The sequence below is a fragment of the Ancylomarina sp. YFZ004 genome (assembly GCF_054254355.1).
This window is the reverse complement of sequence record NZ_JBTCHQ010000003.1, coordinates 94,568-107,120: the sequence shown is the minus strand read 5'-3', so window position 1 is coordinate 107,120 and position 12,553 is coordinate 94,568. Positions and strand designations below refer to the sequence as shown.

The window sequence follows — 12,553 nt, the reverse complement described above, 5'->3', positions numbered from 1 at the left end:
AGCTTATAGCAAGTTGGGATTTATTTATTGCTTTCTATTCAACAATAGATGCATCCTTAGACTTGATAATCTCTTTACGATGCTTCAATCCCCAATCTATGGCTTCGCCCAACAAGGCATCCAAGGTTCTGCCATGATCGGTTAATGAATACTCTACAGTAATGGGCTTTGTATTCATCACTTCTCTAGTAACTAATTGATTTAACTCCAATTCTTGCAAATCCTTAGATAATTTCTTAGGTGCAATACCAGCCAAAACTCTTTTCAATTCCATAAATCGCATGGTGCCATTTCGCAATAAGGTGCCAAGTATAATCAACTTCCATTTGCCAGATAGTAGCTCCATCGTATCCGAAAGTGCTCTTATTTGCTCCCTGCATTCATCTGACATTTCTGAATTTTGCTTTTTATTCATCTCACAAAGCTTTTAATAGTAGTATCCTTTAGGAAACTAGTTTCCTAAGGGAAACACATACCAAAAGTATACTATTTGACTTTAACTTTGTCAAAAAAATTAAAATTCTAGTCAAGATGAAAAAAATCAACAACCGCAGCTTTCTATTAATTCACAGTAGCATTCATGCAATTTTTGCAATTGGCCTATTCTTTTTTCCAAAATTAATATGGCCAAACTATGGGGTTCAGCTAAATGATCAATACTCGGTTTTCTTATCACAACACAATAGCATCTTCCTGGGTGCAATTGCTATTCTAGGCTTTATATTCAGGGATATTGAGAACAAAAGTATAGTTGCACAAAAGTTATTCACAGGCCTGTTTTGGACAAATATTCTTGGCGTGATTATCACCCTCTATGCCTGTTTTAATCAGATCTTTATAGGTTTTGGATGGTCCGATCCCGTATTTTTTATAGTCCTATCTGTTTTGAGCTATTTGAAATTAAGAGATAATCAATAATATAAAAAAGATGAAGGAAATATTAGATGTCATTCAAAGTAGAAGAAGTATCAGAAACTATAAAGAACAGGAGCCTGATACTGATTCAATTAAAAGAATATTACAAGCGGGTAGTATGGCTCCCTCAAATGGAAATAGTCAGCCTTGGGAGTTTATCCTTGCCAAAGGTGAATACCGAAAAAATATTTGTACGGAATTCTACAATTTTTCTAAAGAGTATATTCCTAAAGCAAGCTATATTCCGGAAGATAAAAAGAAGATCATGTTAAAGTATGCCAAAGATTTAGGAGGAGCTCCCTATCATATCATTGTTACCTACCCCAATTTGGAAGAAGACATCAAAAAGGAACAAGCTTTAAAGAGTAGCTGTGCAGCAATCCAGAATATCCTTCTTCAGGCACATGCCGAAGGATTAGGAACTGTCTGGGTAGGGAGTAATTTAAATCAATCAGAAAAAGTGAAGGAAATTCTAAACATACCAGAAGATAGATTAATAGCGGGTATAATTCCTATAGGCTATCCTGATATAACGACTCCTACTCCACCCAGAATCGCAATCAAAGACAAAGTAAAATGCTTGGGCTTTTAATCTCTTATTAGAGATAAGTCAATCAGTGAATATAGAATGTTTAATAATTAAAATCTAGAAATAATGGCAGTAATAATGTACGTAGACTTTCCTCACGCGGGACCTTTTGGTGAGGAAATGGCAGCAATGCTAGAAGGATTAGCTATGAGTATTAACGATGAACCTGGGTTTATTTGGAAATACTGGACACAAGATGAGAAGGAGAAAACAGCAGGTGGTGTCTACCTTTTTGAAACTAGAGAACAATCGGAGAACTATCTAGCAATGCACTCTGAAAGATTAACGAAAATGGGTTATACTGATATTCGAGGACGTGTTTTTGAAATCAATGAACAACTATCCGCAATTAATCAAAGCTTATAAGCATATTGCAGATGCAAAGATCGTAAAGCGTGAAATTAATTGAAATCTTATTTATAGGAACAGTTTAAATCTACTGTTCCTATTTTTTTGTTCTTTTTGAAGAAGAAAGTTTTCGACTTAATAATAAGACTTTGTCATGTTATCACAAAAGACAATACACATAGATCTTACAAAGATCTTGAGATATCGTACATCGTCTTTATATAGTTTCTGTCACCATTATCGCCTAAACGGACTATAATTAGTTTCTTTTTTGGATCAACAAATAAAATTTGTCTCATAATACCCAAAGCATAATAATGCCCCGTATAGATTTTAAGATGCCACTTCTCTTTAGAATCTTTCCATACCTCATAATAAGGAAACTTGGCATATTTTGTCTGGGCTAATTGAACAGCAGTCAAAGAATCGGCATAAGCTCTATTACCCAAAGAATCCACTCCATTTCCCGAAAATGAATACCACTGATACTGATAACCATCATTAGATAGATTGGGATTTGTTGTGTTTTTAATCCATTCCTTCGAAACAATTTGCTTCCCATTAGACTGCCCCATATTTAAATATAGGCGTCCAATTTTTGCCAAATCGATAGCAGTCGCATTTACCCCTGAATAAGCTTTGGCTGAACGATTTCTCGGATCATCCATACTCCAACTTGCATTGTTCTCCATACCCAGTGGGTGCCATACTTTCTCCTTCAAGTAGTGCCCTAGGGGCTTAGCTGTTACTTTTTCGATAACAATACCCAATAATGCTGTCGATACAGATTGATATTCATGTTTGGTGCCGGGTTCACATTCGAAATGCATTCGTTTAATCTTTCCCAACTGATTGACACCATAATATAAACGTGCCATACCAGAAAAAGGATTCGTATAAGACTCATTGTAAGCTAGACCCGATCGCATATTCAGAAGATGCTTAATTGTCAGTCTGCTAAACTCAGGAGCCTTTCCTCTCAGTTCTGGTATGTACTTCGTAACTGGATCGTTTACACTCTCGATAATGCCTTCAGTCACAGCAATACCAATCAATAAGGATGTTACCGATTTACTCATTGAAAAAACCGTAGAAATATCTTCTCGTGTGTATCCACGATAATATTTTTCAAAAAGAATAGAATCATTTTTTATCACCACAAAAGCTCGAGTCGATGTTTGAGAAACATATGCGTCTAAGCCAATTTTTGCACCATCTTCACCTTCGAGTTTTACACTATCAACAAGTCCCATATTTCCTTTAGAAAATGGATAGGCTGTGTTTGATTTTGAAACTTGATATTCAGGAAAGATTTTGTAGTCATCAATATCAGCCTCGTAATATCGTACACTGCGCGTTAAAAGGGTGCAGGACTGAAATAAGATGAGGCATAAACTCAGGTAAAGTAATTTATTCATAGTTGATTATGATATTTTATTATTTCGTTTTAATCCAATTGTTTTGATAAAACAGATTTCCAATTTTCAATGTCAAATCGAGAAACGATTCGCCCATCAGGATCAATTAAAAAACAGTTGCGAGAACTATAACCAGGACGAAAAGCCTCTTGAAAAGAACCTTTATTAGCTTCTGCAATAACGAATTCCCCCTTTAGTTTCAATTCCTTAATTTTCTGAATCAAGTTGCGATCCTCATAATCAATACCGATACGCCTAAGTTGGGAAGCATACTGCTCTCCTATTGCTTTATAATGTGTATAACTTTCTGCATATCCCCAACAACTAGAAAGATTAGCCAATAAGAGATATGAGCCTTTATAATTCTTCAATGAGCGACTTTGATTATCAAGCGTTTTACAAGTAAATTCTGGTGCAAGCATACCAACTTGGGTTCCAACTTTATTCTTAAAATCATCTTCCTTAATTAAGCTTATAAGGCTACCGTCATTAGTGATATCCTGGAATTTATAATAATGCTCACCTAATTTCAAATACTCACCTCGTTTAAAATAATCCTTCCTCGTCAGTGTATCTTTCTTTACGCCATTATCTTCTAATAATGCAATCACAATTTCATCAAAGGAACAATTCCCTTGATCATCAGCAACTCCAATTGTAAATGATTTACCATCCATCGTGAATTTCGCACTTACATGCTGATTGACAACTACAGCAAGCCTACTTCCCCTTGGAGATTTGACGACTTTAACCCAAGAATGAGATGTAACAATTTCTTTATCATTGAAGATATCAAATTCGAAATCAAAATTATAACCGTCAGCTTTTAATTGATTATTCTTTAAGTTTCTTATGGTATCATCCGTAAAATCACGATTGTTATTTTGGTCAATCATGAAGACGAGAGTGTCATTTTGGTAGGCTCTTAATATTGAGAGGTAATTTTTCTTAATCTCTTGTTTGGGAAGGTTTAACGTATCCACATCGAACTTTACTACAAGATTATTAAATGCGGTCGTATCCATACGTCCTATTTTAAATTTTTCGTAGATATCTGGTTTAATATCAAGAAGCAAAGTCGCAATTTCTATACTGTCTAGTTTCTCAGGTAAATTAAAATCAAACAGATGATCTTTGGGTTGCTTAAAAAACAAGCTCCAGCCTGAATTCTCAAATAAACCGCGCCCTTTATGCTTGATCGTCTTTAATTGAATTGCACTTTCTTTACCAGAATAGTGATTTTCATTTTTTTTGTTTTGACATGATGAAAAGCTTAATAAAGCTAGAAACAAGAAAAAGATGATGGTTCTCATATTTACGCATTTTGCATTAATTATGATTATTAATCATCAAACTTATGAATAATCTAAGTATTCACAATTAAATTTATAATTATATTTATAGTCATTCGTTATTTTATACTTAAAACATGGAAGCCCCCAATCGATTTCAAGACGCCAACCTACGACTAAGTGCTTTTTCTAATAAAACATTTGTTGTTTGTCCCAAATGTAGCAGCAAGGCAGTTGTTAAAAGTATTCAAATGCCCGAAAGTGCTGAATTACGCTGTTCATCTTGTTACTACATCTCAGACAAACCTGTTAGTTTCGATAAAAAAAGTAGTAGCATAACAAATGATTACTGGTTTGATTGTGAATTATGGCTACAAGTTTCATTCAAAAATGAACGATTTTGGGCACACAATTACGAGCATCTCGCATATATGAAACAATACATTGGTGCAGGTTTGCGAGAACGAAATGGCAGGGAATTCTTCACATTAGTTGAGAAACTACCTGGCTTCGTTAAATCAGCTAAGAATAGAGATAGACTATTGAAACTCATTGATAAATTAGAAAAAAAATAAACAGCCCCAAGATTTTATCAATCTCAGGGCTGTAAGTATTTTAATTATAGGCTTATTTCTTGTTTAGACTTCGCACGAATTCCCCATGCAGTTTGGTTTAACTTCTGGTTGTTTCATTAATTTCATTTTTAAAGCCAAAAAATAAATTTGACAGCCCACACAGATTCCAAAAGCAGTCTCAATAAACATTAAAAGCATACATATAAGGCATAACATACAAACCGATTCAAACATTGAGGGATCATTTTGTAAGGGAATAGACATAAAGAAAACCACCGAAGATATCGCTAAACCCAAACTCCAGGCAAATCGTTTTTGAACAGCACCTATGTATATAGGATCCTGCTTACTTACAATAAGTCGTGCAATCATATTCGATGGTGCATACTTTGGATTAAGAAATACACTTACAATGAAACTGAACATCATAAAACCTGATACATACGGAATAGGTTTATAGTTGTCGAAGAATACACCAGCTACTACAGCTACTAATCCCATTATAAACATGATACCAGCACTGGCACGAACTTCTCTTTCATTTAAAACTTTGTAGCTAATACCATCTACAAATTCTCCAAAACCAACTATAGACATCTATTTTATTTTTAAGTAATAATAAGGACGCAAAATAGTGAAATTAAGCCCTCGCTTCTCTCTCAAATAGTTAAGCAAATGTTAATGTTTACGATTATTAGCTCATAAATTAACATTCACTAAAAATTGTTTCTAAAATATCTATCTTCACAGGAGCTGATATAAAATGAACAAATGAAATACCTAGGGCAAACCAACGAATACTTTGAGGTTATTGAAATTACGAAGTCTAATTGTCATGTATTAAAAGAAAAGCAAGAAGGCGTGCTTTCTCTTATTTGGTTTGATGACGACCAGACTCAAATGACCATAGATGCTTTAGATTATAAATTTGCAGCCAATCAGATTATTTGCTTAACAGAATTTCATCAAATCGAAATCAAGCAAGTTGGTCAGCTTAGACTGCTTCGCTTCAATCGCCCCTTTTATTGCATACTCGATCATGATAGTGAAGTGGGTTGCAAAGGCATTCTCTATTACGGTTCATCAAACCTACCCCTGATAAGACCGAATGTTGGTGATACCGAAATATTAGAAACCGTATGGAAGATGCTCCTCCTGGAGATGGGTTCAAAGGACAATCTACAGTTAGAGATGTTACAGATGATGCTTAAAAGGATTTTAATTCTTTGTACTCGTATTTACAAGATTCAAATGGATTTTGAAAAGATTGAAGTCAAGCAGATTGATCTGATACGAGACTTTAATTTTTTAGTGGAGCAATATTTTAGAAGCAAACACGCCGTTGACGAATATGCTCTTTTACTTAGTAAATCGCCAAAAACATTAGCGAACCTATTTAAGAAAGCTGGTAACAAGTCGCCTTCGCAATTTATTCAGGGCAGAATTATGCTCGAAGCTCGTCGACTCCTTCGCTATACCGATAAGTCTGTTTCAGAAATTGCCTTCGAAATAGGTTATGAGGATATTCAATCCTTTAGTCGCTTTTTCAAGAAACAGGAAGGTCAATCTCCTACTGATTTTAAAGAAATCAAGTAAATGGGAAGTTTTGCCAAACATTCGGGAATCACTGCCTAACACCACCCTCTCCATTTGCCTCATATTTGCATTGTCAATTAGATATTAATAATTTAAAACATATGACAATGACACAATTTAACGTTCCAACTCGAAATGAAGTAACAGCTAACAATCAAACTATTTTTGATCAACTTGAAAAAGGTTTAGGCTTTGTTCCCAACCTATACGCCTACTTTGCTAAAAACGATACAGCACTTGGTGATTATCTAGCTCTACAAAATCGTAAAAGCACACTAAGAGCTAAAGAAAGAGAAATCATCAACCTGGTAGTAAGTCAATTCAACGGCTGTCGTTATTGCCAATCAGCACACACAGTTTTAGGTCAAATGAATGGTTTCACCGAAGATCAGATTCTTGAAATCAGAAAAGGAAATGCCTCTTTCGATGCTAAACTTGATGCCCTAGCAAAATTCACCTTGCTTGTTTCTGAAAACAAAGGTCAAGTTAGCAATGAAGCTAAATCGGAATTCTTCGCAGCTGGTTATACTGAAGTCAATATGATTGATGTGGTAATGGTTATTGGTGATAAAATCATCAGTAACTACATTCACAATTTGGCTGAATTTACTATCGATTTTCCAATCGCAAAAGAATTTAATAGATAAGAATCATCTAATCAATTAGAATATTAAATAATTTGAGGGTGCCTAAGAAGCCTTAAGCACCCTAATTTTTATTCAAGAGATGTTATACTCAAAAGATAACATTCACATAATTACAGAATTCTCATAATTAACAAATCGATATGTTCATTCTGAAAATTATGCCATTATGTGGAATACATTAACTTTTCCGCTAGTTTTCATCTTTTATACAAGTCTGATGATTTTGTATTTCATGAATTTTGTAATCTATTAAATAGAAATAATGGCTGAATAAATTGCATAGATGCAACAATAGTCCGTTTTTTGTAGAAAATTAGAGGGAAATTAAAAGAATGGAATACAAACGACTAAATAAAGCCATATCCGAAACAGGATATTGTTCTCGTAGAGCTGCTGATAGACTGATTGAAGAAGGTAAGGTTCTAGTAAACGGACAGCCTGTAGTAATGGGACAAAAGGTTACAGCTGAAGATCAAATCACTGTGGATGGTAAAATTATTACCAAAGAGGTGGGCAACATCTATTTGATTTTCAACAAACCTGTAGGTATTACCTGCACAACCGACACAGATATTTCAGGCAATATTATCGACTTTATTGATTATCCTGAACGTATTTTTCCCATTGGACGTATCGATAAACCCAGTGAAGGTCTTATATTCTTGACCAATGATGGCGATATTGTCAATAAAATACTTCGTGCCAAGAACAACCACGAAAAGGAGTATATCGTTAAGGTTGATAAAAGAATCACACCCGATTTTATTAGTCTAATGGCTGATGGTGTTAAGATTTTAGACACAGTGACTGAACCATGTAAAGTGGAACAGGTTGATGCCTTCACATTCAATATCGTATTAACACAGGGCTTAAATCGCCAGATTCGTCGCATGTGCGATTATCTTGGCTATGTAGTCACAGAGCTGCAACGTGTTAGAATTATGAACATTAAACTTGGTAGTTTAAAACGAGGAAAATACCGTTCATTCTCCGGATCTGAGCTAAGTGAACTTAAAGCACTCATAGAAGATTCAAGTAAAACTGAGGAAGCTTCTTTATAAATGGGGTAAGACATTCACTCATCATATTAAAACCTGATAATATAAGTCTCTTTGGGCTTCAATTATCAGGTTTTTCATTTTTCACTCAAAAACAGCCATTCAAGATTTCTTTCTCGCCCTCGGCTTAAATTTGTAACTTCTAGGTGCAACCAATGATTTCCTCTATGAATGAGCCTAGCGAAAAACCCAAAGCCTCGAAAGAGAGTTTTATTCTACTGATTGCCATTATCTCGGCAATTGTATTGGGTTTTATTCTGGGAGGCTTCTTTCCTTCCGTTGGCATTAAGCTAGAGATTTTCGGACAAATGTTCCTCAATATCCTAATGTTGCTTGTCGTTCCCATCGTTGTTCTATCAATGATTGTAGGCATATCACGCATTCAGAACTTAAGTCAATTGGGCACACTGGGTAGTAAAACCTTAGCCTTTTATATACTCACAACGGCTGTAGCAGCTACATTAGGCATCATACTGGTCAATATTATTCAACCTGGTATCAATCAGAGTATCACTATTAATGAACTTCCCAATCAAACGGAATATATCGCTACTGATATCTCTACAGCCCTAAGAGAACTTCTAGTGGGAAATCCGGAGAAAGAACAGCAAGGTTTGGTAGGGTACAACCTATTTTTAGCCATGGAGAAAATGGATATCCTTCCACTGATACTATTCTCTATCTTTTTTGGTGCTGCACTTTCATCTCTGGGGAAAAAAGCAAAAAAGAGCATTAAAATCCTATCCGTTATGAATGATGCCATTCTTAAACTGGTGCATTGGGTCATGTATCTTGCTCCTATAGGAATTTTAGGTTTGGTTGCTGCCCGAATTGCACATTCTGGTGGTTTTAAGGCTTTCATTCCAGAATTAATGTCATTAGGTCTTTATGCATTGACAGTACTTCTTGGACTCGCACTACATGGCTTTCTCTTTTTAAGTTTGCTACTCCGATTTATAGGGAAACGATCAATCACAAGTTACTTAAAAGGTATGGGGCCAGCTCTTCTCAATGCCTTCTCAACGGCTTCGAGCACAGCCACACTCCCCTTAACACTGCAGGGCGTACACGAAGAGAATAAGGTTTCAGAAAAGGTCAGTAATTTTGTTCTGCCTCTGGGAGCCACCATCAATATGGATGGTACTGCCCTCTACGAAGCCGTAGCCGCCATTTTTATCGCTCAACTTTATGGTATAGATCTCAATTGGGTGCAACAAATCATTGTGATTCTCACGGCAACTCTTGCAGCCATAGGTGCTGCAGGTATTCCCGAAGCCGGATTGGTCACCATGGTAATCGTTTTACGAGCCGTTAACCTACCTATCGAAGGCATTGGTCTTCTTTTGAGTATTGACTGGCTACTTGACCGTTTTAGAACCAGTATCAATGTTTGGGGTGATAGTGTAGGTGCTGCTGTTGTAGAACGTTGGGAATCTTTCAGAGCTGAAGAATCATGAAGCCATAAAAACTTTTCAAAAACATACTTCAATTTGTGTCAAATAGGGCTATAAATCCTAGCTTTATGCCGAAATTATTGAACGATACACATGAGCACAATCACACAAGAAGATCTTAAATTCGATAGGGAGCATATTTGGCATCCTTATACCTCAATGGAAAACCCTCTACCCGTTTATCCGGTTACATCAGCCAATGGTGTCCGTTTGAAACTAGAAGATGGTCGAGAAATTATCGATGGGATGTCCTCATGGTGGTGTGCCGTACATGGTTACAATCATCCCGTTCTGAACGCAGCTGTCGAGTCACAGATTCAAAATATGTCTCATGTGATGTTTGGGGGTATCACTCACAAACCAGCCATTGAACTAGCCAAGCTGTTGGTTGAACTAAGTCCAGAGGGTTTGGATAAGGTTTTCTTTGCTGATTCAGGCTCTGTTTCTGTTGAAGTAGCTATGAAAATGGCCATACAATATTGGTTCACCAAGGGGGAACAAAAAAAGAATAAACTCCTAAGTATTCGTTCTGGTTACCATGGAGATACCTTCAATGCCATGTCAGTTTGTGATCCTGTGACAGGAATGCACGAAATATTCACAGGTGTTTTGCCTATCAATCATTTTGTAACAGCTCCTCAATGTGGTTTCTATGACGATTGGGATAAAAAGGATATTCTTCCAATGAAAGAAGCCATAGAGAAGTATCAGGATGAATTAGCTGCCATCATTCTGGAACCCATCGTTCAAGGCGCTGGAGGGATGCGTTTCTATCACCCTCAGTATTTAAAAGAAGTTCGTCAGCTTTGCGATCAATATAACATCCTCCTTATTGTAGATGAGATTGCCACAGGCTTTGGCCGATCTGGAAAACTCTTTGCTTGTGAACATGCAGGTATCTCACCCGATATTATGTGTGTGGGTAAAGCCATCACAGGTGGTTATATGAGCTTTGCGGCAACACTTGCCAATAAAAAAGTGAGCGATGGTATTTCGCAAGGAGCACCCGGTTGTTTTATGCACGGCCCAACTTTCATGGGTAATCCTTTAGCTTGCGCTGTGGGTGTAGCCAGTATTAATCTCTTATTGGAATCAAACTGGAAGAAGAAGGTTGATACCATTGAAGGCATTCTTAGAGAAGAACTGAGTCGTGCAGAAAACCTGTCTCAAGTCGAAGACATCAGAATACTTGGTGCTATTGGTGTCATCGAGATGAAGGAAGCCGTTAATATGGCTACTATACAAAAGCAATTTGTGGATGCAGGTATTTGGGTTCGCCCTTTCGGAAAACAGGTTTATATCATGCCTCCCTTTGTTATTTCTGAAAAGGATTTACGAACTTTGTGTCAGAGCATGATTGAAGTTGTAAGCTTACAATAAATTTAGACGCTGATTTTCGCAGATTAGTTATGATTTTATTTAAAAGAATTGAATGATTCAGTTGGAAAAGTTAAACCCTTTTTCACTTTATGCTTATAACTTTATACTTTAGCCTTATCACCCTTATCCTTGAATAATGACTGATATTTTAAAATCCTATCAAGACGAACTGGAAAAGCTAAACCAGACGGGGAACCTTCGTTCTTTAAAGCAGATCGATGAGAATCAGTTTAAGCTGAACCTATCCTCAAACGACTATATGGGCATAGCTAAGCTAGGACTTTCTATTCCTGAAGAAAAAGGGATGGGATCGGGTTCCTCTCGACTACTGACGGGTAATTTCCAAGCTTATAAGTTGTTAGAAGATGAACTTGAACTACAATTTGGTTCTCCCGCTCTCTTCTTCAATTCGGGCTACCACGCGAATATTGGAATCTTACCCGCTTTAGCTTCAAAAGGTGATCTGATCCTTTCAGATAAGCTTAACCATGCCAGTATAATAGATGGTATCAAGCTAAGTGATGCTGATTATCATCGTTACAAGCATCTCGACTATAAACACCTTGAACGATTATTGGAAAAATACCGAAACAACTACGAGCGTGTCTTTATTGTGAGTGAGTCCATTTTCAGTATGGATGGAGATGTGGCTGATTTGCACGAACTTATCAAGATAAAAAACCAATACCAGTGTTTGCTTTATGTAGATGAAGCACATGCTCTGGGAACACGTGGTGAAAAAGGTCTGGGCATAGCCGAAGAACAAAATTGTCTTTCACAAATAGATCTTTTGGTTGGAACCTTTGGTAAAGCCATGAATTCAGTAGGTGCATACCTTGTATGTGATGCTATAATCAAGGATTACCTGATCAATAAGATGCGTTCTCTCATATTTACAACCGCATTACCTCCTATTAGCATTGCCTGGAATCTACAGATTCTGAAACAAAGTTTGAGTATGCAAAAGGAAAGAACGCATTTACAAAAACTATCGAATCAATTCAGGACAGCACTACAGGAACTTGGGATAAAAACAGGTGGTGATTCCAATATTATCCCAATCATGATTGGCGATAGTGGGAAATGCACGCAAATAGCTGAACAGATGCAGAAACTTGGTTTTCTGGTTTTTCCCATTCGTCCACCATCAGTACCACCAAACACGTCAAGACTACGCTTATCACTTTCGGCTGATATGACATGGAAAGACTTAAAAGAACTACCAAGAATAATTAACGATTTACAATTATCAATTTAAAATATATAGATATTTACTGCTTA

At 36.4% G+C, this 12,553-nt stretch carries 14 protein-coding genes; 10 read left to right on the top strand and 4 right to left on the bottom strand.

Annotation, left to right across the window (positions count from 1 at the left end; genetic code table 11):
• Positions 1–34: 34 nt before the first annotated feature.
• Positions 35–415, bottom strand: coding sequence for a winged helix-turn-helix transcriptional regulator (locus ACXR6G_RS06045; RefSeq protein ID WP_458360510.1), 381 nt, complete (start codon positions 413–415; stop codon positions 35–37).
• A gap of 116 nt (positions 416–531) precedes the next feature.
• Here ACXR6G_RS06045 and ACXR6G_RS06040 point away from each other — a divergent pair, with 116 nt between their 5' ends.
• The 3 genes from ACXR6G_RS06040 (at position 532) to ACXR6G_RS06030 (ending at position 1,870) form a co-directional block, all read left to right on the top strand.
• Positions 532–918, top strand: coding sequence for a hypothetical protein (locus tag ACXR6G_RS06040; RefSeq protein WP_458360509.1), 387 nt, complete (start codon positions 532–534; stop codon positions 916–918).
• A 10-nt stretch (positions 919–928) separates the two neighbouring features.
• A complete protein-coding gene (locus ACXR6G_RS06035; RefSeq protein WP_458360508.1) occupies positions 929–1,507 on the top strand; it encodes a nitroreductase family protein in 579 nt (192 codons plus the stop codon).
• Between the two features lie 63 nt (positions 1,508–1,570).
• Positions 1,571–1,870, top strand: a complete 300-nt coding sequence (locus ACXR6G_RS06030; RefSeq protein WP_458360507.1) for a monooxygenase — start codon at positions 1,571–1,573, stop codon at positions 1,868–1,870.
• A gap of 167 nt (positions 1,871–2,037) precedes the next feature.
• On the opposite strand, the gene ACXR6G_RS06025 is transcribed toward ACXR6G_RS06030, so the two are convergent.
• A complete protein-coding gene (locus ACXR6G_RS06025) occupies positions 2,038–3,270 on the bottom strand; it encodes a serine hydrolase domain-containing protein (protein WP_458360506.1) in 1,233 nt (410 codons plus the stop codon).
• A 29-nt stretch (positions 3,271–3,299) separates the two neighbouring features.
• The gene (locus ACXR6G_RS06020) at positions 3,300–4,583 is read right to left on the bottom strand and encodes a peroxiredoxin family protein (RefSeq protein ID WP_458360505.1); all 1,284 of its coding nucleotides are present in this window, start codon (positions 4,581–4,583) and stop codon (positions 3,300–3,302) included.
• A gap of 116 nt (positions 4,584–4,699) precedes the next feature.
• On the opposite strand from ACXR6G_RS06020, the gene ACXR6G_RS06015 reads away from it, so the two are divergent.
• Positions 4,700–5,137 (top strand): hypothetical protein, encoded by a 438-nt coding sequence (locus ACXR6G_RS06015; protein ID WP_458360504.1) that lies wholly within the window; start codon positions 4,700–4,702, stop codon positions 5,135–5,137.
• A gap of 63 nt (positions 5,138–5,200) precedes the next feature.
• Here the strand turns inward: ACXR6G_RS06015 and ACXR6G_RS06010 are convergent, their stop codons facing one another.
• On the bottom strand, positions 5,201–5,734 hold the full coding sequence (locus ACXR6G_RS06010; protein WP_458360503.1) for a DUF4395 domain-containing protein: 534 nt from the start codon (positions 5,732–5,734) through the stop codon (positions 5,201–5,203).
• A gap of 174 nt (positions 5,735–5,908) precedes the next feature.
• Here ACXR6G_RS06010 and ACXR6G_RS06005 point away from each other — a divergent pair, with 174 nt between their 5' ends.
• The 6 genes from ACXR6G_RS06005 (at position 5,909) to ACXR6G_RS05980 (ending at position 12,530) form a co-directional block, all read left to right on the top strand.
• Complete coding sequence (locus ACXR6G_RS06005; protein WP_458360502.1) at positions 5,909–6,733, top strand: helix-turn-helix domain-containing protein; 825 nt, start codon at positions 5,909–5,911, stop codon at positions 6,731–6,733.
• Positions 6,734–6,840: 107 nt separating this feature from the next.
• Positions 6,841–7,380: a carboxymuconolactone decarboxylase family protein gene (locus tag ACXR6G_RS06000; protein WP_458360501.1), complete on the top strand. Its 540-nt coding sequence runs from the start codon at positions 6,841–6,843 to the stop codon at positions 7,378–7,380.
• 332 nt (positions 7,381–7,712) lie between these two features.
• Positions 7,713–8,441 carry a pseudouridine synthase gene (locus tag ACXR6G_RS05995; protein ID WP_458360500.1) on the top strand — a complete coding sequence of 243 codons (729 nt, stop codon included), beginning with the start codon at positions 7,713–7,715 and terminating at the stop codon, positions 8,439–8,441.
• Between the two features lie 164 nt (positions 8,442–8,605).
• Positions 8,606–9,895 (top strand): dicarboxylate/amino acid:cation symporter, encoded by a 1,290-nt coding sequence (locus ACXR6G_RS05990; RefSeq protein ID WP_458360499.1) that lies wholly within the window; start codon positions 8,606–8,608, stop codon positions 9,893–9,895.
• A 90-nt stretch (positions 9,896–9,985) separates the two neighbouring features.
• The gene (gene bioA / locus ACXR6G_RS05985) at positions 9,986–11,272 is read left to right on the top strand and encodes an adenosylmethionine--8-amino-7-oxononanoate transaminase (RefSeq protein WP_458360498.1); all 1,287 of its coding nucleotides are present in this window, start codon (positions 9,986–9,988) and stop codon (positions 11,270–11,272) included.
• A gap of 136 nt (positions 11,273–11,408) precedes the next feature.
• Positions 11,409–12,530, top strand: coding sequence for an aminotransferase class I/II-fold pyridoxal phosphate-dependent enzyme (locus ACXR6G_RS05980; protein WP_458360497.1), 1,122 nt, complete (start codon positions 11,409–11,411; stop codon positions 12,528–12,530).
• Positions 12,531–12,553 lie beyond the last annotated feature (23 nt).